This is a genomic window from Streptomyces sp. NPDC086766, from assembly GCF_044746005.1.
Taxonomy (GTDB): Bacteria; Actinomycetota; Actinomycetes; order Streptomycetales; family Streptomycetaceae; genus Streptomyces.
Genome location: NZ_JBIVBI010000004.1, coordinates 335,484 through 359,913, shown reverse-complemented (window position 1 = coordinate 359,913; position 24,430 = coordinate 335,484). Strand labels below are relative to the sequence as shown.

General features: G+C 74.7%; 6 protein-coding genes. 5 read left to right on the top strand and 1 reads right to left on the bottom strand.

The annotated features are described in order from the left end of the window. Positions 1 to 10 precede the first annotated feature (10 nt). From ACIPM1_RS10040 to ACIPM1_RS10030, 3 genes are all read left to right on the top strand, one after another. Positions 11 to 19,975, top strand: coding sequence for a non-ribosomal peptide synthase/polyketide synthase (locus tag ACIPM1_RS10040; RefSeq protein WP_402431494.1), 19,965 nt, complete (start codon positions 11 to 13; stop codon positions 19,973 to 19,975). A 100-nt stretch (positions 19,976 to 20,075) separates the two neighbouring features. Then, positions 20,076 to 20,279: an MbtH family protein gene (locus ACIPM1_RS10035; RefSeq protein ID WP_402431491.1), complete on the top strand. Its 204-nt coding sequence runs from the start codon at positions 20,076 to 20,078 to the stop codon at positions 20,277 to 20,279. Positions 20,280 to 20,375: 96 nt separating this feature from the next. Beyond that, the gene (locus tag ACIPM1_RS10030) at positions 20,376 to 20,888 is read left to right on the top strand and encodes a GNAT family N-acetyltransferase (RefSeq protein WP_402431488.1); all 513 of its coding nucleotides are present in this window, start codon (positions 20,376 to 20,378) and stop codon (positions 20,886 to 20,888) included. Positions 20,889 to 21,898: 1,010 nt separating this feature from the next. Here ACIPM1_RS10030 and ACIPM1_RS10025 read toward each other — a convergent pair. Further along, positions 21,899 to 22,219, bottom strand: coding sequence for a hypothetical protein (locus tag ACIPM1_RS10025; protein ID WP_402431485.1), 321 nt, complete (start codon positions 22,217 to 22,219; stop codon positions 21,899 to 21,901). A gap of 295 nt (positions 22,220 to 22,514) precedes the next feature. Here ACIPM1_RS10025 and ACIPM1_RS10020 point away from each other — a divergent pair, with 295 nt between their 5' ends. Together ACIPM1_RS10020 and ACIPM1_RS10015 are read left to right on the top strand one after the other, a co-directional pair. Next, positions 22,515 to 23,462 carry an ABC transporter substrate-binding protein gene (locus tag ACIPM1_RS10020; RefSeq protein ID WP_402431876.1) on the top strand — a complete coding sequence of 316 codons (948 nt, stop codon included), beginning with the start codon at positions 22,515 to 22,517 and terminating at the stop codon, positions 23,460 to 23,462. Between the two features lie 2 nt (positions 23,463 to 23,464). Beyond that, complete coding sequence (locus tag ACIPM1_RS10015) at positions 23,465 to 24,427, top strand: amino acid ABC transporter permease (RefSeq protein WP_402431482.1); 963 nt, start codon at positions 23,465 to 23,467, stop codon at positions 24,425 to 24,427. Positions 24,428 to 24,430: the final 3 nt, after the last annotated feature.

Sequence of the window (24,430 nt, the reverse complement as noted above, 5' to 3'; positions counted from 1 at the left end):
CCGGACGACCATGACGTCTTCGAAGCGAAACCGCGCCGAGGCCCTGCCCCAGGACCTCCAGGAAGTGCTCCGCCGCCGGCTCGCCGGACGGGCCGCCCGCAGCCCGGGCGCCGCCGCCCCGCAGGCCGTCCCACGGGCGGACCGCACCCGGCCGCTGCCGCTGTCGTTCGCCCAGCAGCGCCTGTGGTTCCTCGACCGGCTCCGCCCCGGCGACGCGCGCTACAACAGCGCGGTCGCGCTGCGTCTCACCGGGGCCCTCGACCACACCGCCCTGTCCGGCGCGCTGGAGCACGTGGTCGGGCGGCACGAGGCGCTGCGCACCACGTTCCAGGAGGCCGACGGCAGACCCGTGCAGACCGTGCACCCCGCCGGGCCGGTCCCGCTGCCCCTGCGGGACCTGACGGCTTCCGGCGAGCAGCCGACGGATCTGCACGCCGTACTGACGGACGAGTACGAGCGCCCCTTCGACCTCGGGACCGGGCCGCTGCTGCGCGCCCTGCTGCTGCGGGAGGCACCCGACGCGCACGTCCTGCTGCTGACGGCTCATCACATCGTCACCGACGGCTGGTCGATGGGCGTCCTGCTGCAGGAGCTGTGCGCCGCCTACGATGCCCTCGCGCGGGGCGAGAGGCCCGCGCTGTCACCGGTGGCCACGCAGTACCCGGACTTCGCCGTCTGGCAGCGCGAGCACCTGTCCGGCAGTCGGCTGGAGCGTGAACTGGCGCACTGGAAGGAGCGGTTGACGGGGGCGGTGGCGCCTGAACTGCCGCTGGACCGGCCGCGCCGGGGCGAGGAGTCCGGCGCGGGCGCGGTGCACACCTTCGCCGTCCCCGCGACGACCACGGCCCGGCTCAAACACCTCGCGGCCGGGCAGCACACGACGCTGTTCACCGCCCTGGTCGCCGCCTGCCAGGCCCTGCTCGCCCGCTGGTCGGGGCAGGACGACATCACCGTCGGCTCGCTGACCCCCGGCCGCGGCCGCACCGACCTCGAACAGGCCGTCGGCTTCTTCGTCAACACCGTCGCGCTGCGCACCCGCGTGGAGACCGGCGGTTCCTTCCGTCAACTGCTCACCGCCGCCGCCGACACCGTCAACGACGCCTTCGCGCACGGCGACACGCCGTTCGAGCGGCTGGTGGAGGCCGTCGGCGCGACCCGGGAGCCGGGCCGCAACCCCCTGTTCGACGTGATGGTCCTGCTGCACCCCGCGCCGCCCGCCGCACCGGACCCGCACGGCCTGGCCACCGCGCCGGTCACCGTGCCCCGGCGGGCCGCCACCTTCGACCTGAGCGTGGAGTTCGTCCCGGACGGAGACGGGCTGACCGGCCTGCTGGAGTACCGCACCGACCTGTTCGACGCCGCCACCGCCGAGCGCATGGCGGACCAGCTGCTGCGCACGCTGGACGGCGCCGCCGCCGAACCCGACCGGCCGCTCGGCGCCCTGCCGCTGCTCTCGCCCCGGCAGACGCGGCAGGTGACGCACGACTGGAACGCCACCGCGCGGCCCGTCCCCGAGGAGACCCTGCCCGAGCTGTTCGCACGGCAGGCCGCCCGCACCCCGCACGCCACCGCCCTGGTCGCCGGGGACGCGACCCTGGACTACGCGACACTCGACGCGCGCGCCGACCGCCTGGCCCGCCACCTCGCGGCGCGCGGCGCGGGCCCCGAGCGGCTGGTCGCGCTCCGCCTGCCGCGCACCGCCGACATGATCGTGGCGATCCTCGCCGTCTGGAAGTCGGGCGCCGGCTACCTGCCCCTGGACCCCGCGCTGCCCGAGGACCGGGTGCGGTTCCTGCTGGACGACGCGCGGCCGGCGATCGTCCTGGACGAGGCCGCGCTGCGGGACCTGCCCGATCGCGCTCCCGACGGCCGCCTCGCCCCGCCGGATCCCGACACCACCGCCTACGTCATCCACACCTCCGGCTCCACCGGCCGCCCCAAGGGCGTGGCCGTGGCGCACCGGTCCCTGGCGAACCTCCTGGTGAGCCACCGCGAGGGCTTCGTCGCCGAGGCGGGCGGCGGGCCGCTGCGGGTGGCGCTGACGGCGTCGTTCTCCTTCGACACCTCGCTGGAGGGCGTGCTGCTGATGGCCGACGGCCACCCGCTGCACCTGGTCGACGAGGCGACCCGGCTGGACGCCGCCGCCCTGGTCGAGTACGTCGTCGAGCACCGCATCGACTTCCTCGACCTGACCCCCACCTACCTGCGCCAGCTGCTGCCCGCCGGGCTGCTCACCGACCCCCGCCACCACCCCCGGGTGCTGATGCTCGGCGGCGAGGCCGTCGGCCCCGGCCTGTGGCGGGAGCTGGCCGGGCGGCCGGACGTGTCCGCGTACAACTTCTACGGGCCCACCGAGTGCACGGTCGACGCGCTGGCCTGCCGCATCGAGGGCGACGGCCGCCCGACCGTGGGCCGGCCGCTCGCCAACGTGCGCGCCTACGTCCTCGACGACCGGCTGCGGCCCGTACCGCCCGGTGTGGGCGGCGAGCTGTACCTGGCCGGCGTGCAACTGGCGCGGGGCTACACGGGCCGGCCGGGGCTCACCGCCGCCCGGTTCCTGCCCGACCCCTTCGGCCCGCCCGGCGCCCGCATGTACCGCACCGGCGACCTGGCCCGCTGGACCGGCGAGGGCCGCCTGGACTACCTGGGACGCGCCGACGACCAGGTCAAGGTGCGCGGCCACCGGATCGAGCCCGGCGAGGTCGAGGCGGCCCTGACGGACCTGCCCGCGGTGGCGGCCGCCGCGGTCGTCGCGGTCACCGACCCCCAGGGCCACACCCGGCTGGCCGCCTACCTCGTCCCCGCGGACCGTGGCACGCGGCTCGACGCGGCCGAGGTGCGGTCGGCCTGCCGGCGCGTGCTGCCCGACCACATGGTGCCGTCCTCCTTCACCGTCCTCGACGCCCTGCCGACGACCGTCAGCGGCAAGGTCGACCGGCGGGCCCTGCCCGCACCCGACCTCGACGGCGGCGAGCGCGAGAAGGAGTTCGTCGCCCCGCGTACTCCCGAGGAGGAGACCCTCGCCGGGATCTGGGCGGAGGTGCTGGGCGCGCGCCGGGTCGGCGTGACCGACAACTTCTTCGAGCTGGGCGGCGACTCCATCCTCAGCATCCAGGCCGTCTCCCGCGCCCGCGCGGCGGGCCTGCACCTGACCTCGCGGGACGTCTTCCGCCACCAGACCGTCGCCGACCTCGCCGCGGCCGCGTCGGCGCGCACCGCCGCCGTGCCCGCGCCCCGGCGGCCGCGCGAGGAGGGCCCGGCACCCCTGACACCCGTCCAGGAGTGGTTCTTCGCCGCGCACGGCCCGCTGCGCCACTTCACCATGTCGATGCTCCTGGACCTGCCGCACGACCTGGACGAGCGGGCCCTGGAGCGCGCCCTGGAGGCGCTGGCCGCCCACCACCCGGCGCTGCGCACCCGCTTCGCGCGCTCGGGGGACACCTGGCGCCAGCACCCCGGCGAGGGCCCGGCCACCGGCCTGCTCACCCGCCACGATCTGTCCCGCTCCGCCGACCCGGCGGCCGCCCGCGAGGAGGCCGCCGAGGCGGCCCGCGCCGCCCTGGCCCCGGAGACCGGAGCCCTGCTGCGCGCGGCCCTGCTGACCTGCCCCGGCGCGCGCCCCCAGCTGTTCCTCACCGCTCACCACCTGGCCGTGGACAGCGTCTCCTGGCGCATCCTCCTCGCCGACCTCGCCCAGGCCTACCGGCAGGTGGCCGACGGCGACCCGGTCCGACTGGAGCCCGTCGCCACGCCGTTCGCCGACTGGGCCGCGCACCTGTCCCGCCGGGTGCGCGCCGGCGACCTCGACACCGACCTGGTGCACTGGACCGCCGAGGCCGCCGAGGCCCGCACGCCGCTGCCCGTGGACCGCCCCGGCACCCCGCTCGCCGGCTCGGTGCGCACCCTGCGCACCCGCGTGGACCGCGCCACCACCGGCGCCCTGCTGCGCCAGGTGCCCGCGGTCTACCGCACCCAGGTCAACGACGTGCTGCTGAGCGCGCTGAGCCGGGTCCTCGCCGACTGGACCGGCACCGGGCGGGTGACCGTCGCCATGGAGGGCCACGGCCGCGAGGACGACACGCTCGACCTGTCCCGCACGGTGGGCTGGTTCACCACCCAGTACCCCGTCACCCTCGCGCCCGCCGGGCCGTCCGGCGCGCCGGACTGGGGCGGCACCCTGAAGGCGGTGAAGGAGCGCCTGCGGGCCGTCCCCCGGCACGGCCTCGGCTACGAGGCCCTGGCCCGCCTCGGCTCGCCCGACCCCGCCGCCCGCGCCCTGCGCGAACTCCCGCTGCCCCAGGTCTGCTTCAACTACCACGGCCAGTGGGAGGCCGGCGACGGACGGGACTTCACCCCGGCGGGCGAGGTGCCCGGACGGGACGTCGCCGCCGGCGAACCGCTGGACCACCTGCTGGACGTCTCCGCCGTGGTCGCCGGCGGCGAACTGGAGATCACCTGGCACTACAGCGACCAGGTGCACGACGAGGACACCGTGCGCCGCCTGGCCGACGGCATGACCCGCGCGCTCACCGCGATCACCGAGCACTGCGCCCGCCCCGGCGCGGGCGGCCGCACCCCGTCCGACTTCCCGCTGGCCCGCCTCGACCAGGACCGCCTGGACCGGCTGGCCGGCGACGGACGGGACGTGGAGGACATCCTGCCGCTGACCCCGCTCCAGGAGGGCATGCTTTTCCACCGGCTGGTCGGCGGCGACGACGACGTCTACGTCGACCAGGCGGCGCTCCTGCTGGACGGCGTCACCGACCCGCACGCCTTCGCCACCGCCTGGCAGCGCGTCACCGAGCGCACACCCGCCCTGCGCACCTGCGTGGTCTGGGAGGACGTCCCCGTACCCCTCCAGGTCGTGCGACGGGACGTACGGGTGCCGGTCACCCACCTCGACTGGCGGGACCTGGACGAGCCGGAGCGGGCCGAGCGCCTGGCCCGGCTGCGGGCGGACGACCTGGCCCGCGGCATCGACCTGGCCGCCGCGCCGCTGATGCGCCTCACCCTGGTCCGGCTGCCCGACGCGCGGCTGCACCTGCTGTGGACCTCGCACCACCTGATCCTCGACGGCTGGAGCCTCGCCCAGGTGCTGACCGAGGTGTGCGAGGAGTACGCGGCGCTCACCGCCGGCGCCGAGTCCCGGCCGCCGCTGCGGCGCCCCTTCGGCGACTACGTGCACTGGCTCGCCGAGCAGGACCCCGCCGCCGCCCGCGCCCACTGGCAGGGCGTCCTCGCCGGCTTCACCACCCCCACCCCGCTGCCCGCCGACCGCCCCCTGCGCGACGCCCACCTGGCCCGCTCCGCCGGCGTGCACACGGCCGGCCTGGACGACGGGACGTCGGCCCGGCTGGCGCGCACCGCACGCGAGGCCGGCCTCACCCTCAACACGGTCGTGCAGGGCGCCTGGGCGCTGCTGCTCGCCCGTTACGGCGCCGAGGACGACGTGGTGTTCGGCACCACCGTCTCCGGCCGGCCCGACGATCTGCCCGGCGTCGAGTCGATGGTGGGCATGTTCATCAACACCGTGCCCACCCGGGTACGCGTCGACGCCGGACGCGGCGCCCGCGCCTGGCTGCGCGAACTGCAGGACGCCCAGGCCGAGTCGAGGCGGTTCGCGGCCGTGTCGCTGGCCGGGCTGACCCAGCTCAGCGAGGTGCCGTCCGGCAGCCCGCTGTTCCACAGCATGGTGGCCTTCGAGAACTACCCCTTCGACGAGGCCCGCACCGCCGGCTCCGGGGTGCGCCTGACCGAGGTGACCTCCCGCGACGCCACCAACTACCCCCTCGTGCTCCGCGCTTACCACGGCGAACGCCTCGGCTTCGATCTCGCCTACGACCCCGCCCTGTTCGACGCGGCGACCGTCCGCTCCCTCGCCGACCGGCTGTGCCTGCTGCTCACGGAGCTGGCCGACGACCCGGACCGGCAGCTGCGGGATCTGGCCTGGACGACGGCCGCGGAACGGCGGCGGATGCTCACCGACTGGAACGGCACCGCACACGGCCGCCCCGACCGGACCCTGGTGGACCTGTTCGAGGAGCAGGCCGCCCGCACGCCCGCCGCCGTCGCCGTCACCTGCGGGGGCGAGCACCTGGACTACGCCACGCTCGACGCGCGCGCTGGCCGGCTGGCCCACCGGCTCGCCGAACTCGGCGCCGCACCCGAGCGGTTCGTCGCCCTCGCCCTGCCCCGCTCCGGCGACCAGATCGTGGCGATCCTCGCCGTACTCAAGACCGGCGCGGCCTACCTGCCGATCGACCCGGCCTCACCCGCCGAACGCCTCGGCCACCTCCTCGCCGACGCCGCCCCGGTGGCGCTGGTGACCACGACCGGCACGGCCGCCCGGACCGACGACACCCGTGTGCCCCTGCTCCTCCTCGACGACCCGGACACCGAAGCCGACCTCGCCCGACGCCCGGCCACCGGTCCCACCCCGGCCCGCCGCCCGCTGCCGGAGAGCCCCGCCTACGCCATCTACACCTCCGGCTCCACCGGCCGCCCCAAGGGCGTGGTGATCCCGCACGCCAACGTGGTCCGGCTGTTCACCCGCACGAGCCACTGGTTCGGCTTCGGCCCGGACGACGTGTGGACGATGTTCCACTCCTACGCGTTCGACTTCTCCGTGTGGGAGCTGTGGGGCCCGCTGCTGCACGGCGGCCGGCTCGTCGTCGTGCCCGACGAGACCGCACGCTCCCCGGAGGACTTCCTGCGCCTGCTCGCGGACGAGCGGGTCACCGTCCTCAACCAGACGCCGTCCGCGTTCTACCCGCTGATCCGCGCGGACGCCGAGCACCCCGGGACCGGCGCCCGCCTCGCCCTGCGCACGGTGGTCTTCGGCGGCGAGGCCTTGGACACCGGCCGGCTCGCCGACTGGTGGACGCGCCACCCGGCCTCAGCCCCCCGGCTGGTCAACATGTACGGCATCACCGAGACGACCGTGCACGTCACGTACGCCCCGCTCGACCCCGCCACCGCCGCCGAGGACGCCGCCAGCCCCATCGGCGCCGCCATCGAAGACCTGCGGGTGTACGTGCTCGACGCGGACCTGGCAGCCGTGCCGCCCGGCGCCACCGGCGAGTTGTACGTCGCGGGGGAGGGCCTGGCCCGCGGCTACCTGGGGCGTCCCGGCCTCAGCGCCACCCGCTTCCTCGCCGACCCCTTCGGCCGGCCCGGCAGCCGCATGTACCGCACGGGCGACCGGGCGAAGTGGCGGGCCGACGGCACCCTGGAGTACCTGGGCCGCGCCGACGCCCAGGTGAAGATCCGCGGCTACCGCATAGAACCCGGCGAGATCGAGGCCGCCCTGCACACCCACCCCGGCGTCGCCGACGCCGCGGTCGGCGTGTTCGAGGACGCCTCCGGCACCCGCCGGCTCGCGGCGCACGTCGTAGGCACCGGCGGCGTCGCCCCCGCGGCGGCCGAACTGCGCGCCCACCTGGAGCGCCTGCTGCCCGCCCACATGGTCCCCGCCGCCTACGTCCCGATGGACGCGCTGCCGCTCACCGTCAACGGCAAGCTCGACCGGCGCGCGCTGCCCGCGCCGGGACCGGACGGCTACGCCGCCGGCACCGACCGCACCCCGCCGCGCACGCCCGCCGAACGGCTGGTCGCCGCCGCCTGGGCGGACGTGCTGGGAGTGGCCGAGGTCCACGCCGGCGACGACTTCTTCGCGCTCGGCGGCGACTCCATCCTCGCCGTCCGCGTCGCCGCCCGCCTGCGCGCCGCGTTCGGTCCCGGCGTCTCCCCGAGGCTGCTGTTCACCCGCCCCACGGTCGCCGCCCTGGCCGCCGAACTCGGTGAACCGGCCGGCGACACGGCCGCCGCCGCGGACGCCGACGCGATACCGGCGACCGACCCGCGGACCCCGGCGCCCCTGTCGTACGCCCAGCAACGCCTGTGGTTCCTCGACCGGTTCGAGCCCGGCAGCACCGAGTACACGACGCTGTCCGTGCTCCGCCTGCGCGGACCGCTCGACGAGGACGCCCTGCGCACCGCGCTGGACGGCCTCGTCACCCGGCACGAGGCGCTGCGCACCACCTTCACCGATCAGGACGGACAGGCGGTGCAGGTGGTCAACCCGCCGCACCGGGTCGACCTGCCCGTGGACGACCTCACCACGGCCCCGGACGGGCGGGCGGCGCTGGACGCGCTGCTGGAGCGCGAGGCCGCCACCCCCTTCGACCTGGCGACCGGGCCGCTGCTGCGCGCCCGGCTGGCCCGCCTGACCACCGGCGAGCACCGTGAACACGTCCTCGTCCTCGCCGTCCACCACATCGTCACCGACGGCTGGTCGCTCGGCGTCCTCGGCCGGGACCTGGGCGAGCTGTACGCGGCGGCGCACGAGGGCCGCCGCCCCGAACTGCCCGACCTGCCCGTCCGGTACGCCGACCACGCCGCCTGGCAGCGGTCCCGCGCCGACCGCGTGGAACGACAACTCGCCCACTGGCGGGAGCGGCTGGACGGGGTGCCCCCGCTGGAGCCGCCGACCGACCGGCCGCGTCCCGCCGTACGGACCCGGGACGGCGCACTGGTCACCTTCACCCTGCCCTCCGAACTGACCCACGGGCTTCGCGAGTTGGGCCGCGAGACCGACGCCACCCTGTACATGACGCTGCTGACCGCCTGCACGGCCCTGCTGTCCCGCTGGGCCGACCAGGACGACTTCGCCGTCGGCACCGTCACCGCCGGCCGCGAACGCCCCGAACTGCACGACGTGGCCGGCATGTTCGTGAACACGCTGGTGCTGCGCAACCGGGTGCGCCCCGGCAGCACGTTCCGCGCGCTGCTGGAGCAGGTGCGCTCCACCGTCCTGGACGCGTTCGCCCACCAGGACGTGCCCTTCGAACGGCTGGTGGACGCCCTCCAGCCCGAGCGGGACACCAGCCGCACCCCCCTGTTCCAGGTCATGGTCGCCCTGCACAACCTGGGCGCCGAGGCGCCCGCGCTCCCCGGCCTGGAGGTCGAGCCGGTCCTGCCACCGGTCCGGAACGCCACGTTCGACCTGGCCTTCGACTTCGTGGAGGACGACGGCGGCGTCACCGGCCACCTGGAGTACGACACCGCCCTGTTCGACGAGGACACCGTCCGCCGCCTGGCCGACCGCCTGCGGCTGCTGCTCCAGGCGGCGGCACAGGACCCCGACCGCGACGTACGGGCGCTGGAACTGATGACCGCGGCCGAGCGGCGCCAGGTGCTCCACGACTGGCAGGGCCCGCGCCTCGCGGTCCCGGAGACCACCTTCCCCGCCCTCTTCGAGGCACAGGCCGCCCGCACCCCGCACGCCACCGCCCTGGTGGCACGGGACGCCACCCTCGACTACGCCGCCCTCAACGCGCGCGCCAACCGGCTCGCCCACCACCTCCTCGCCCAGGGCGTCGCCCCCGAACGGGTGGTCGCCGTACGCCTGCCGCGCACCTCCGACCTGATGGTGGCGGTGCTCGCCGTCGCCAAGGCGGGCGGCACCCTGCTCTGCCTCGACCCCGGCCTGCCCGAGGAGCGCGCCGCCCACCTCCTCGCCGACGCGGCGCCGCACACCGTGCTGACCGCCGAGGCGCTGCGCGACACACCGTGGGAACGGCTCCCCGCCCACGACCCCACCGACCGCGACCGCCCGGCCCCGCTGCGCCCGGACCACGCCGCCTACATCGTCTACACCTCCGGCTCCACCGGCCGCCCCAAGGGCGTCGTCGTCGAACACCGCCACCTCGTCAACCTCTGCCACGACCACCGCGAAGGGCTCGTCGCCCCGCACACCGCGGACGGGCGCCGGCTGCGCGCCGCGCTGAGCGCGTCGTTCTCCTTCGACACCTCCTGGGAGGGACCGCTGCTGCTCGCCCTCGGGCAGGAGGTCCACCTCGTCGACGAGGACGTGCGCCTCGACCCGGACGCGTTCTGCGCCCTGGTCGCCGAGCGCCGCCTGGACCTGGTGAACGTCACCCCGTCCTTCCTGCGCGAACTCACCGCCGCCGGACTCCTCGCACCCGACCGCCACCACCCGCGGGTCCTGCTGGTCGGCGGCGAGGCGACCGGCCCCGACGCCTGGCGGGAGCTGTGCGCCGCCGCCGGCCTCGGCGTCACCGCGTACAACATGTACGGGCCCACCGAGTGCACCGTCGACGCCGCCTACGGGCGCTGCGCCGACCACCCGGACCGGCCGGTCGTCGGCCGCCCCGGCCGCAACCTGCGCGCCTACGTCCTGGACGGCGCCCTGCGCCCGGTGCCGCCCGGCGTGCCCGGCGAGCTGTACCTGGCCGGCGCGCAGGTGGCCCGCGGCTACCTGGGCCGCCCCGGCCTGACCGCGTCCCGCTTCCTCGCCGACCCGTTCGGCGCGCCGGGTGGGCCCCTCCTGCCCGATGGCGGGCAAGGAGGGAGGATGTACCGCACCGGCGACCGCGCCCGCTGGAACGAGCGGGGGCTGCTGGAGTTCCTGGGCCGGGCCGACGAGCAGATCAAGATCCGGGGGTTCCGCATCGAGCCCGGCGAGGTCGAGGCCGCGCTGCTCGCCCACCCGGACGTGTCCGAGGCCGTCGTGACGGCACGCGAACACGCGGGCCGGCTCATGCTCGTGGCCTACGTGGTGCCCGCCCGGGGAACCGTCCCGAGCGCCGACGCCCTGCGCCTCGCGCTCCGGCGCACCCTGCCGGACCACATGGTGCCGGCGGCGTTCGTCCCCCTCGCACGGATCCCGCGCACCGGCACCGGCAAGACCGACCGGCGCGCCCTGCCCGCCCCGCCCGCCCAGCCGGACCCCGCCACGGCGTACGTGGCACCGCGTCCCGGCACCGAGGAGACCCTGGCCGGCATCTGGGCGGACGTCCTGCGGGTCGACCGGGTGGGCGCGCGGGACAACTTCTTCGCGCTCGGCGGCGACTCCATCCTCAGCATCCAGATCGTCTCCCGGGCCCGCCGGGCCGGACTGGCGCTGACCACCAAGGACGTCTTCCACCACCAGACCGTGGCCGAACTCGCCCTCCACGTCACCGAGACGGCGCCCGCGGCGGTGGCCGCGGCCCCGCCCGCCGAGGCACCGCTCACGCCCATCCAGCGCTGGTACCTCGACGGCCGCCGGCTCGGTGACCCGCCGCGCTTCACCATGTCGCAGCGGCTCGAACTGGCCCCCGGAACCGACCTGTCCGCCCTCCGCACGGCCGTCGACGCCCTCGTCCGCCACCATCCGGCCCTGCGCACCCGCTTCCGCCCGACCGGCGACGGCCCGCGCCAGGCCGTCCTGCCGGACGCCCCGTACGGCATCCTCACCCACCACGACGTGACCGAACTGGACGGCCCCGCGCTGGAGGCCGAGGTGCGGCGCGCGGCGGACGCGGCCCGCGACTCCCTCGACCCTGCCGAAGGCCGGGTGGCACGCGTCCTGCTCTTCGACCGCGGCCCCGACCTGCCCCCGCAACTCCTCATCACCGTGCACCACTTGGTCGTCGACGGCGTCTCCTGGCGGATCCTGCTGGCCGATCTGGAGACCGCCCACCGCCAGGCCACCGACGGACGGCCCGTCGACCTGCCCCCGGTCGGCACCGCCTACGGGCACTGGGCGGCCCGGCTGGAGTCGCACACCCGGTCCGGCGCCCTGGACGGCGACCTCGCCCACTGGCGGCGCACCGCGGCGGCCCCCGCCGGCCTGCCCGCGGGGCGGCCCGGCCCCAACACCCACGGCACCGCCGCCACGGTCACCGTGGAGCTGGACGCGGAGACGACCGACGCCCTGCTGCGCCGGGTCCCGGAGGTCTACCGCACCCAGGTCAACGACGTCCTGCTCAGCGCCCTCGGCCACACCCTGGCCCGCTGGTGCGGCCGCGACACCGTGCTGGTCGGCGTGGAGGGGCACGGCCGCGAGGACCTCTTCGACGACATCGACCTCTCCCGGACGGTCGGCTGGTTCACCGCCGAGTACCCCCTCGCGCTGACGGTCGCGCCCGACGCCGGCTGGCACGACACCCTGCGCTCGGTGAAGGAGCAGCTGCGGGCGGTGCCCCTGCACGGCCTGAGCCACGGCGCGCTGCGCCACCTGCTGCCCGACGGCCCGCTGACCGGCGCCCCCGCACCCCAGGTCGGCTTCAACTACCACGGCCAGTGGGACACCGGCGGCGACGGCAGCGGTCTGTACCGCGCCGCCCTGCCCCCGGCCGGCTCCGACACCGACCCCGACGCGCCCCGCCCCTACCTGCTCGACCTCACCGGCGTCGTCCAGGACGGGAGGCTCGAACTCGGCTGGACCTATCCGCCGGCCGTCTACGACGAGTCCACCGTCCGCGCCCTCGCCGACGGGATGTGCGCGGCGCTGCGCGACATCGCGGACCACTGCGCCCGCCCGGACGCGGGCGGCCGCACCCCGTCGGACTACCCGCTCGCCGGCCTCGGACAGCGCGAGCTGGACCGCCTCGTCGGCGACGGACGGCACGTCGCGGACGTCCTGCCGCTGACGCCCCTGCAGGCCGGCATGCTCTTCCACGGCCTCGTGGACACGGCCGGCGCCTACTTCGACCGGACGGCCGTCCGGCTGTCCGGGGTGAGCGACCCGCGGGCCTTCGCCGCGGCCTGGCAGCAGGTCGCCGACCGCACCGAGGCGCTGCGCACCAGCGTGCACTGGCAGGGCCTGCCGCACCCGGTCCAGGTGGTCCACCACCGCGTGGAGCTGCCCGTCACCCACCTGGACTGGCGGCACCTGACACCTGGGCAGCGGGAGACGGAGACCGAGGAGCTGCTCGCCGCCGACCGCACGGCCGGCATGGACCTCACCACCGCGCCCCTCACCCGCGTCACCCTGGCCGCGCTGCCCGGCGACGAGATCCTGCTGTTGTGGTCCTCCCACCACCTGATCCTGGACGGCTGGAGCACCGGGCAGCTGCTCACCGAGGTGTGCGAGCGCTACGCCGCGCTCACCGGCGGCCGCGAGGCCCCCGTACCGGTCCGGCGCCCGTTCTCCGACTTCGTGCACTGGCTGCACGACCAGGACGAGCAGGCGGCCGAGGCGCACTGGGCCGGCGCCCTCGCCGGCTTCCCGGCCCGCACCCCGCTGCCGTACGACCGCACCCCGGCCGAGGCACACCGTGCCCGCGCCGCCGCCACCGTGCACCGGTACCTGGACGAGCGGGTCTCGGCGCGGCTGCGTCAGGCGGCGGCACGGGCCGGGCTGACGGTGAACACCGTGGTCGAGGGCGCCTGGGCGCTGCTGCTGGCCCGCCACAGCGGACGCGACGACGTCGTGTTCGGCACGACCGTCTCCGGCCGCCCGGCCGAACTGCCGGGCGTGGAGGCGATGATCGGCATGTTCATCAACACCGTGCCCACCCGGATCCGCGTGTCCGGCGGGGGAGTGGCGTCCTGGCTGCGGGACGTGCAGGAGCGGCAGAGCGACGCCCGCCGCTTCGACTTCCTCGCGCTGCCCCGCATCCAGGCGCTGAGTGAAGTCCCGGCGGGCGAGGCGCTGTTCGACAGCATGGTCGTCTTCGAGAACTACCCCGTCGACGAGTCCGCCACGGCCCGCACGGGCGTGCGCGTCGAGGAGGTGCGGGCCGACGACGCCCCGACCTTCCCGCTGTGCCTGCGCGCCCACCTCGGCGACCGGCTCGGCATCGACCTCGCCTACGACGCCGGCCTGTTCGACACGGACACCGCCGAACGCCTCGCGGCCCGGCTCGCGGCCGTGCTGACCGCACTCGCCGACGGCATCGAGTCCGACGCGCGGGTGACCGGCCTCGCGCTGCTGACCGGGGAGGACCGCGCCCTGCTCCAGCGGTGGAACGCCCCTGCCCGGCAGCCGGCGCCGCGCAGCCCCGTCGAGCTGTTCGCGGAGCAGGCCCGCCGCACCCCCGACGCGCCCGCCGTGCGCGCCGGCGACACCGAGCTGACATACCGCCGCCTCGACGACTGGTCCGACGCCGTGGCGTCCCGACTCCTCGCCGGCGGCCTGCGGGCCGAGGACCGGGTGGCGCTGCCGATGGACCGCTGCGCCGAACTCGTCGTCGCCCAGCTCGCCGTCCTCAAGGCGGGCGGAGCCTACGTACCGGTGGACGCCCGCGCCCCCGAGGACCGGCGCCGCGCGCTGAGGGAGCGGGCGGGCGCGACGGCCGAGCTGACCGCCGCGGACGTCGCCGCCGCGGCCGCCCCCGTGCCGGACGCGCCCGCCCCCGTACCCACGGATGCCGACCGGCTCGCGTACGTGATGTTCACCTCCGGGTCGACCGGCGAGCCCAAGGCCGTCGCGGTACGCCACCGCGACGTGGCCGCCCTCGCCACCGACAGCCGCTTCACCGGCGGGGTGTGCGCCCGGGTGCCGCTGCACTCCCCGGTGGCCTTCGACGCCGCCACCTTCGAGGTGTGGGCGCCCCTGCTCACCGGCGGCTGCGTGGTCGTGGCACCGCCCCGGCCCATGGACGCGGCCCTGCTGCGGCACCTGGTCCGCGACGGCGGCCTGACCGCGTTGTGGCTGACCGCCGGCCTCTTCCGGCTGCTGGCGCAGGACGCGCCGGACTGCTTCGCCGGCCTGCGCCAGGTGTGGACCGGCGGCGACGTGGTGCCCGCCGCGGCCGTGCGCCGCGTGCTGTCCGCCTGTCCCGGCCTGACCGTCGTCGACGGCTACGGCCCCACCGAGACGACGACGTTCGCGACGTCCTTCGCCCTCACCGACGCCACGGCCGTCCCCGACACCGTGCCCATCGGCCGGCCGCTCGACGACATGCGCGTCCACGTCCTCGACGGCCGGCTGCGGCCCGTCCCGCCGGGCTGCGCCGGCGAGCTGTACGTCGCCGGCGAGGGCGTGGCCCGCGGCTACCTGGGGCGCCCCGGTGACACCGCCGCCCGCTTCCTCGCCGACCCCGCCGGACCGCCCGGCACGCGCATGTACCGCACCGGCGACCTGGTCCGCCGCCGCCTCGACGGTACGGTCGAGTTCCTGGGCCGCGCCGACGACCAGGTGAAGATCCGCGGTTTCCGCGTCGAACCCGGCGAGGTGGAGGCCGTCCTCGCGGCACACCCCGACGTCGCGGACGTCGCGGTGGTGGCCCACGAGGACCGGCCCGGCAGCCGACGCCTGGTGGCCTACGTCGTCGGTCCGGAAGACCTGACTCCCGTACGGGAGTTCGCCGGCCGCTCGCTGCCCGACTACCTCGTCCCCTCCGCCTTCGTCACCCTGCCCGCGCTGCCGCTGAGCGGCAACGGCAAGGTCGACCGGGCCGCCCTCCCGGCGCCGGAGCCCGCGAGCGGCGACCGGCAGCACGAGCCGGTCGCACCGCGTACCGAGGCCGAACGGCGCGCAGCCCAGGTCTTCGCGGAGGTCCTCTCCACGCAACAGCCCGGCGTGGAGGACGACTTCTTCCAGCTGGGCGGCGACTCCATCCTCAGCATCCGGCTGGCCGCCCGCCTGTCCGAGGCGTTCGGCGCCGACGTGTCACCGCGCGCGGTGTTCACCCACCCCACCCCCGCCGCCCTCGCCGCGCTGCTCACCGCGGAGCCGTCCGGCGACGCCGCGCCGACCGCGATCGTCCCCGCCCCCCGCGACACGCCCGCCCCGATGTCGTACGCCCAGCAACGCCTTTGGTTCCTGGAGGAGTTCGCGCCCGGCAGCGGCGAGTACGTCACCGCCCTGGCCCTGCGCCTGCGCGGCCGGCTCGACGTGGCCGCCCTGACCGCGGCCCTGCGCTCCCTGGCCGAGCGGCACGAGGCCCTGCGCACCACCTTCGACACGGTGGACGGCCGCGGCGTCCAGATCGTCCACCCGGCGCAGGAGGTGCCGCTCGAGCTGCACGACCTGTCGGCGGCGGGGGAGACCGACCACGCGGAGCGGCTCCGGGAGCTGCTGGACGCCGAGCGCGCCCGCACGTTCGACCTGCGGCGCGGCCCGCTGCTGCACGCGGGGCTGATCAGGCTCTCGGACGAGGAGCACGTCCTGACGCTGACCCTGCACCACATCATCACCGACGGCTGGTCCACCGGCGTCCTCACCGGCGACCTCGCCCACTTCTACCGGACCGAACTGGGCGCGGAAGCCGAGCCGTTGCCGCCACTTCCGGTGAGCTACGCCGACTACGCCCACTGGCAGCGCGGCACCGCCACCGACGAGCACCTCGCCTACTGGAAGGAGCACCTGGCCGGCCTGGAGACGCTGGACCTGCCCACCGACCGGCCGCGCCCGGCGCTGCGCACCCACGGCGGCGCCACCGTGCGCCTCGTCCTGCCCCGCGGCACGACCCGCCGCCTGGTCCAGGTCGGCCGGGACCGGCAGGCCACCCTGTTCACCACGCTGGTCGCCGCGGCGCAGACCTACCTGGCCCGCCTGACCGGCGGCCGGGACATCACGGTCGGCACGGTCACCTCCGGCCGCGACCGCGCCGAGACACAAGCCCTCGTCGGGTTCTTCGTCAACACCCTCGTCCTGCGCTCCCGCGTGGAACCCGGCCGCCCTTTTCCCGAGTTCCTCACTGAGGTGCGCGGGACCGTACGGGACGCCCTCGCCCACCAGGAGGCGCCGTTCGAACGCGTGGTGGACGAGGTGCAGCCCGTCCGCGACACCAGCCGCACCCCCCTGTTCCAGGTCATGGTGGTGCTGCAGAACGCCCCGGCCGCCGACCTGGACCTGCCCGGCATCGAGGTCGGCGACGTCGACACGGACCTGCGGCACGCGGCGTTCGACCTCACCCTGGAGTTCGCCGAGACCGCCGCCGGGGAACTCCACGGCCTGCTCACCTACAACACCGACCTGTTCGACGCGGCCACCGCCGAACGCATGGCCGACCAGCTCGGCACCCTGCTGACCGCCGTCGCCGACAACCCCGACCGGCCCGTGGGCGCCCTGCCGCTCGCCACCGACGAGGCGCTCAAGGCCGTCCTCGACCAGGGCCGCGGCACCGCCCACCCGGTGCCCGCGGCGACGCTGCCGGAGCTGTTCGAACGGCAGGCCGCCCGCACCCCCGACGCCGTGGCCCTGGCCGACGCCGACGGCCGCGAGCTGACGTACGCGCAGGTCGAACGCGCCGCCAACCGGCTGGCGCACCGGCTCATCGCCCGGGGCGTGGGCCCCGAGCGGATCGTGGCACTGGCCCTGCCCCGCGGCGCGGACTCGGTGGTGGCCCAGCTCGCCGTGGCCAAGGCCGGCGGCGCCTTCCTGCCCGTCGACCCGGACTACCCCGAGCAGCGGCGGGAGTTCATGCTGCGCGACGCGGACGCCTGGCTCGTGCTGGACGACCCCGCCGCCGTACGGGACGTTGACGGGCCGGACACCGCGCCCACGGACGCCGACCGCACGGCCCCGCTGACGCCCGCCCACCCGGCGTACGTGATCTACACGTCCGGTTCCACCGGCACGCCCAAGGGCGTGACCGTGACCCACAGCGGCCTGGCCGCCTTCGCCGCGGCCGCCGCCGAACGCTACGACGCGGGCCCCGGCGACCGGGTCCTGCAGTTCGCCTCGCCCAGCTTCGACGCCTCCGTGCTGGAGCTGTGCGTGTCGCTGCTCGGCGGAGCCACCCTCGTCACCGGGGAGGAGGGCCCCCTCGTCGGCGAGCGGCTCGCCCAGGTCCTCGCCGAGCGGCAGGTGAGCCACACCCTGATCCCGCCCGCCGCGCTGGCCACGGTCGACCCCGGGACCGCCGGCGCCCTGCCGCACCTGCGCACCCTCATCGTCGGCGCCGAGGCGTGCCCGGCCCACCTCGTCGAACGGTGGGCACCCGGCAGGCGCATGATCAACTCCTACGGTCCGACCGAGGCCACCGTCGTCGCCACCTGGACCGGCCCCCTCACCCCGGGCGCGGGAGCCCCGTCGATCGGACGCCCCGCCGGCGCCACCCACGTCCACGTCCTCGACGCCGCCCTGCGCCCCGTTCCGCCCGGGGTCACCGGCGAACTGTACGTGGCCGGCCCCGGACTGGCCCGCGGCTACCTGAACCGGCCCGGCCTGACCGCCTCCTGCTTCGTCGCCGACCCGTTCGGCGCGCCGGGGGAGCGGATGTACCGCACCGGCGACCTGGCCCGCTGGGACTCCTCCGGCGACCTGCGCTTCGCCGGACGCGCCGACGACCAGGTGAAGCTGCGCGGCTTCCGCATCGAGCCCGGCGAGATAGAGAGCGCGCTGCGCGGCAGCCCGCGGGTGCGCGACGCGGTGGTCACCGTGCGCGGCGCCGGCGCCGACCCGGACGGCGGCTCCGGCGGACGGCTCGTCGCCTACGTCGTACCCGCCGAGGGCTGCGTCGAGGAGCTGCCGGTGGCGGAGCTGCGCGACCACCTCGCCGGACTGCTCCCGGCGCACATGGTCCCGTCGGCGTTCGTCCCGCTGGAACGCCTGCCGCTCACCCCGAACGGCAAGACCGACCGGTCCGCCCTGCCCGAACCCGGTAACACCCACACCGCCGCGGGGCCGCGCACGGCGCCGCGCACGGACACCGAACGTCGCATCGCCCGCATCTGGGCCGACGTCCTCGGCGTGGCGGACGTCGGAGCGCACGACAACTTCTTCCATCTCGGCGGCGACTCCATCCTCAGCATGCAGGTCGTGTCACGGCTGAGGCGGGACGGACTGCACCTCGCCACCCGTGACCTCTTCACCCACCAGACGGTCGCGGAGCTGGCCGGCGTCGTCACCGACGCGCCCCAGCACTCCGGGGACGGGCCGGTGAGCGGCGACGTGCCGCTCACCCCCATCCAGGAGTGGTTCCTGACCAGTCCGCGCGCCAGCCACGGCCACTTCAACCAGTCCCTGCTGCTGGAACTCGGCCCGGCCCCGGAAGCCGCCGCCCTGGAAACGGCCCTGAACGCCCTGCTCGACCACCATGACGCCCTGCGCATGCGCTTCACCGTGGACGAAGGAGGCTGGCGTCAGTTCAACCCGCCGCCGTCCGACACCGACCGCGACCAGCTCCTGAACCGCCACGACGTGAGCGGGCTGAGCAGCGCCGAGGCCGACGCGGCGATGGAGAAGGCAGCGGAGGACCTGCACACCGGGTTCGACCTGGCGCGCGGTCCGCTGTTGCGGGCGGCCCTCTTCACCGGGGGTGCCGACCGCCCCGCCTTCCTCCTCCTGGTCGCCCATCACCTGGTGGTGGACGCCGTGTCCTGGCGCATCCTGCGCGACGATCTGGAGGCCGCCTACCGGCAGGCCGCCCAGGGCGAACCCGTCGGTCTGGGCGAACGCACCACCTCCTTCCGCGACTGGGCTCGAAGTCTCGCCGCGCACGTCGCGGCCGGCGCACTCGACGACGAACTGCCTTACTGGGAAAGGGCGGTGAGCGCGGAGAGTTTGCCGGCCGAGGCGCCGGCCCGACCGGAGTCGGGGGCCGTGGACACGCTCACCGCCGAACTGGACGAGGCGGACACCGAGGCACTGCTGCGCGCCGCGCCCACCGCCTACCGCACCCGCGTCAACGACGTGCTGCTCGCGGCCCTCGCCCTGGCCCTGGCCCGCTGGACCGGTCGCGAGGAGGTCCGCCTGGACCTGGAGGGGCACGGTCGCGAGGACGTCCTCGACGACGTGGACCTCTCCCGCACGGTCGGCTGGTTCACCACCGTCCACCCCGTCGCGCTCCAGGTGCCCGACCACGCCGACCTCGGCCCGGACCGGGACTGGCGGACCCTGGTGAAGTCGGTGCGCCGTCAGCTGCGACGCGTGCCCGGCAACGGACTGGGCTTCGGTGCGCTGCGCACCTTCGGGCCGCCCGAGGTCCGCGAGCGCCTCGGACGTGCCGCGCACGGACAGGTCGTCTTCAACTACCTCGGCCAGTGGGACGCCCGCCCGGAAAGCCTCGGCGACGGGCTGGTGAGCGCCGAGCACGGGTCCTTCGGACCGCACCACGATCCGCGTGACAGCGGCTCCCACCCGCTGGAGGTCGTCGGTGCGGTGCAGGGCGGCCGGCTGTCCTTCACCTGGCACCACCGGCCCGCCCTCCACGCCACGGACACCGTGCAACGTATCGCCGACGACTTCGCCGAGGCCCTGCGCCACATCGCCCGCCACGCCCGTAACAGCCGGTGACGCCCCGCCCCGCGGTCCGCGCCCCGCCGCCTGCCACCACACCGGCAGCCCGTCACCCACTTGCCCCACCACCCGTCCGACCCGAGAGAGAGCGACAGACATGGACGAGAACACCCGCTACCAGGTGCTGCGCAACGACGAGGAGCAGTACTCGCTGTGGCCCGTCGACGTCGAGGTGCCCGCCGGCTGGCAGCCCGTCGACAAGGAGGGCACGGAGGCGGAGTGCTCCGCCTACGTGGACGAGGTCTGGACCGACATGCGCCCGCGCAGCCTGCGGGTGCGCATGGAGAACGCCGAAGCCTGACACGTCCCGCGCACCCATCAACAACAGGCCGGGGTGCGTTCGGCAACCGCACCCCGGCCCTGCGCCCTGCCCGTCCGTCCGTCCCGAGGAGCCGTCATGACACCGGTCCTGCACACCGAGCGACTCACGTTCCGGCCCTACCGCCCCGAGGACGAGGATGTCTTCGTGGCCTTGCTGCACGACGAGGAGGTCTGCCGCCGGATGGGTCAGGAACGCGTGCCGGAGGCCGACATCCGCACGCTGTTCCGCGCCATCCTCACCGACGTCTACCCGCAGCGCAGATTCGACGTGTGGGGACTGTGGCGCGAGGAGGTCTACGTCGGCCACGCCGAGGTGAAGAAGACCGGCAACGTCGACGGCCACGAACTGATCGCCGCCCTCGCCCCCGAGCACTGGGGCCGAGGCCTGGGCACGGAAATGGTCGGGGGCCTGCTCCGCCACGCCGCCGACAACCTGGGCCTGAAGGAGGCCTACGGCATGGTCGGCGCGGACAACACCGCCAGCCTGGCACTCTGCCGTCGAATGGGTTTCCGGCACGTGCGCGACGTGGTCGGCGACGACGGCACCGTGACCAAACTGATGGTGATCTCGACGACGGACCCGAACTGACTCCGGAGGCCCGTACGGACCGGCCCGGTGGGATTCCCACGCCCTCGCCGGGCACCGCTGGTCACCTGGCCGCCTGCGAGGAGGCGGCGGACGTGCTCGTCGGCGTGCGGAAGTGCCCACCCGAAGAGCTCGCCGGTCGGCACCGCGCCGTCCTCGCAGCCCTTCGGGCTGACGGCTACGCGATCTGACACGCTCACAGACCCCGGCTGCTCTTGGTGCCCGCCACTGCGCTGGCAGAAGCGTTCGGACACCTCGAGGACCGCCCGCGCGGTCTCGTCGTCGATCCGGTGACCGAGTCCCCGAGGTGTGCGCGCGGCTTCCGCGAGCAGATGGGCGGCGCAGGGGGTGACCCGGGCGATCACCGTCTCCATGACCGGGTCCTCGGAACGGCGCCGGATCAGGGTGATCACCCCGGCCACCGCCCCTCTAGCGTTTGGTTGTTTTCGCAGTTCAGGGCCTTGATCGCCTTGTCTGGGTCGGTAAATGGTCAGCATCAGGCCGGACGGTGTCCAGCATGCTGACGTGTGGCGCGGAGCAGTGTCCTGCCGCGCTGCGCTCGCTCGGAAGGCTTGGTCCGTGGCGTGACAGCTCGGCCGCAGGATGGCGTCCTTCGTCGAGGCATTCGGTTGCTCACTCGGACCTATTGCCCGCGCCCGTGCACGATTCCGTTCAGGTCCGCTCTCGGCAGGCAGCGTGCAGAGGTCAGGTACGGTGTCCAGCACGCGCGATCGCGCAGCCGCGCACCTGACACCGGGCAGCCTCGTCGAGGCACCCCGCACCTGGACGCGGCACTGGTCGCCATCGGAGAAGTAGACGGAAGCCGGCAACCATACACCTCGCCTGCGCGGCCAAGACCGAGTGGCGCTGCCCTGGCAGGCGTCGTAGACGATGAATCTGTTGATGTGGGTGCCGGCGCTGCCACCACCCGAACCGCTGCCCTTGGCGACCACGGATTCGACGGACGGAGCGGGCTGCCCTTCCATGCGGCGTACTGCAGGAGTTCACGCCGGTCAGGGACATGACGCTGTCGCACTCAGGGGTTCGGCTGCCGGACGTGGGGCCGAGCCGGCGAGCACGACCACGTCGAGGCTGCCGGGGTGGTCACGGATGGAGTCGACCGCGCGTCGCATGGAGGCCCGCACGTCGGCGCCGTCACCGTTCATGGTGCATGCCGGACCGTTCCAGTCGCTGCGGCTCACGTCGGAGGTGCTGCCCAGCCGCACCCGGTCGGCGGCGGCCTGCGCGGGGCGCTCGCCGGCGACTGTGCCGGCGAGCGAAACATGCGTGATCACGGAGGCTGCCGCGGTGCGGTAACGCAAGCGGACGGTCATGTGCCCTCCCTGTCTGCGGTGGGCGCCTGCGCATGCCCGTCATGGAAGTAGCAGAACTTACAAGGGCCGCTTCAAGTACGGAATATGTAAGGCGAAGGCATGGGCACTCCCGATCCGCCGAGGTGGAGAGTGGCTGGTCGAGTGCGTGTGGTGAGGCTCTGCGGCTTCCCCGGGCGACGGTGAAGAAAAAGTAACGTGCGATACATCTGGCCATCGAGCCACCGAGAATGTAACTTCCAGGGCGTGGCCGGATGCGATGTTCCGCCGGCACCGCTCACCGAAGGGTCCGATCGTGATGAACGCTCGTCTCACCGGCCGCATGGCGGCCTCCGCCGCCTCAGCCGCGGCGCTCGCGGCCCTGTCCGCGTGCGGGAACAGTGACGCCGCCGCCCCCGTGGCAGGGGGCAAGGTGTCCGTGGCCGGCGTGGAGATCAAGGAAGTCAAGGCTCTGCACGACGCGCTGCCCGACGGGATCAAGAAGTCCGGCACCGTCCGGGTCGCCACCGATGTGCCCTACCCGCCCTTCGAGATGTACGTGAAGGAGGGACAGACCGGGCTGACCGGCCTCGACTACGACCTGGGGCAGGCGATCGGTGCGAAGCTGGGTGTGAGGTTCGTCTTCACCGCGCAGAAGTTCGACGGCATCGTCCCCGGGATCCAGGCGGGGAAGTTCGACGCCGCCATGTCGGCCATGACGGACAACAAGGAGCGGCAGGGGGTCGTCGACTTCGTCGACTACTCGCAGTCCGGTTCCGGGATCCTCGTCGCCGACGGCAACCCGCAGAAGATCGCCGACCTGGGCGACCTGTGCGGGAAGAAGGTCGCGGTCCAGACGGCGACCAACCAGCTGACCCTCCTCAAGTCCCGGCAGGCGGCATGCGCGAAGGCCGGCACGGGGAAGATCGACATACAGACCTTCCCCAAGGACTCCGACGCCCAACTCGCCTTGCGCTCGGGCAAGGTGGCAGCGCAGGTGGTGACCAAGCCCGCAGCCGGATGGACGGCCAAGACGGCCGATGCGGGCAAGGCGTTCGACCTGGTCGAGGACCCCGCCGCGCCGGGCGGTTACAACGCCTCGCCCAACGGCATCGCCGTCAGCAAGCGGCTGCCCCAGCTCACCGACGCCGTGCAGAAGGCGCTGCAGGCCCTGATCGACGACGGCACCGTGCGCAAGATCTACGCCAAGTACGGTGTCGCCTCCATCGCGGTGAAGCAGGCCACCAGGAACGCGGCGGTCGACTGAGCATGATCGACGCCGCATCCCCCGCCCGCACCTCACTCGACGACGACGCCGCCGCGCGCAGCGTCGAGATCGTCCCCGTACGGCACTACGCCCGATGGGCCGCCGCCGTCGTCTCCGTCGCGGCCCTCGCCGGTCTCATCGGCTCGCTCGCCAAGAACGGCAACCTCCACTGGGACATCGTCGGCACGTACCTGTTCGCCGGACTGATCTTCGACGGACTGGCCACGACGCTGTGGCTGACCGCCGCCGCCATGGCCCTCGGTCTGTGTCTGGGCACGCTCATCGCGGTGATGCGCCTGTCCACGAACCCGGTCCTGTACGGCCTGGCCACCTTCTTCGTCTGGGTCTTCCGCGGCACCCCCCTGCTCGTCCAGATCATCTTCTGGGGATACGCGGCCGCGCTCTACAAGTACGTGATGATCGGTATCCCGTTCACCCACGTCACCTTCTTCAAGGCCGAGACGAACTCGTTGCTGACCCCCGCGATCGCGGCACTGCTCGCACTCGGCCTCAACGAAGCCGCCTACGCCTCCGAGATCGTCCGTGCCGGCATCCAGTCGGTCGACCCCGGGCAGGCCGAGGCCGCCCATTCGCTGGGCATGCGACCGGCCCTGACGATGCGGCGGATCGTGCTGCCCCAGGCGATGCGGGTCATCATCCCGCCGATGGGCAACGAGACGATCAACATGCTCAAGATGACCGCCCTGGTCTCGATCATCTCGGCCCACGACCTGATGTCCAACATCCAGGACGTGTACGCCCAGAACTACCAGATCATCCCGATGCTCGTCGTCGCCAGCATCTGGTACCTGGCCCTCGTGACCCTGCTGAGCATCCCGCAGGCGTGGCTGGAGCGCCGCTACGGACGCGGCACCGCCCGGGCCGGTAACGCCTCGCCGCTGCGGCGCATGCTCCAGGGCACCGCGCTCCTGGCGGGCCGGAAGAACAAGGAGGGGAACCGATGACAG

Bases quoted from the DNA above. Each gene is read 5' to 3' on its own strand.
- ACIPM1_RS10040 (WP_402431494.1), top strand. From the start codon at position 11: ATGACGTCTTCGAAGCGAAACCGCGCCGAGGCCCTGCCCCAGGACCTC.
- ACIPM1_RS10035 (WP_402431491.1), top strand. From the start codon at position 20,076: ATGGACGAGAACACCCGCTACCAGGTGCTGCGCAACGACGAGGAGCAG.
- ACIPM1_RS10030 (WP_402431488.1), top strand. From the start codon at position 20,376: ATGACACCGGTCCTGCACACCGAGCGACTCACGTTCCGGCCCTACCGC.
- ACIPM1_RS10025 (WP_402431485.1), bottom strand. From the start codon at position 22,219: ATGACCGTCCGCTTGCGTTACCGCACCGCGGCAGCCTCCGTGATCACG.
- ACIPM1_RS10020 (WP_402431876.1), top strand. From the start codon at position 22,515: ATGAACGCTCGTCTCACCGGCCGCATGGCGGCCTCCGCCGCCTCAGCC.
- ACIPM1_RS10015 (WP_402431482.1), top strand. From the start codon at position 23,465: ATGATCGACGCCGCATCCCCCGCCCGCACCTCACTCGACGACGACGCC.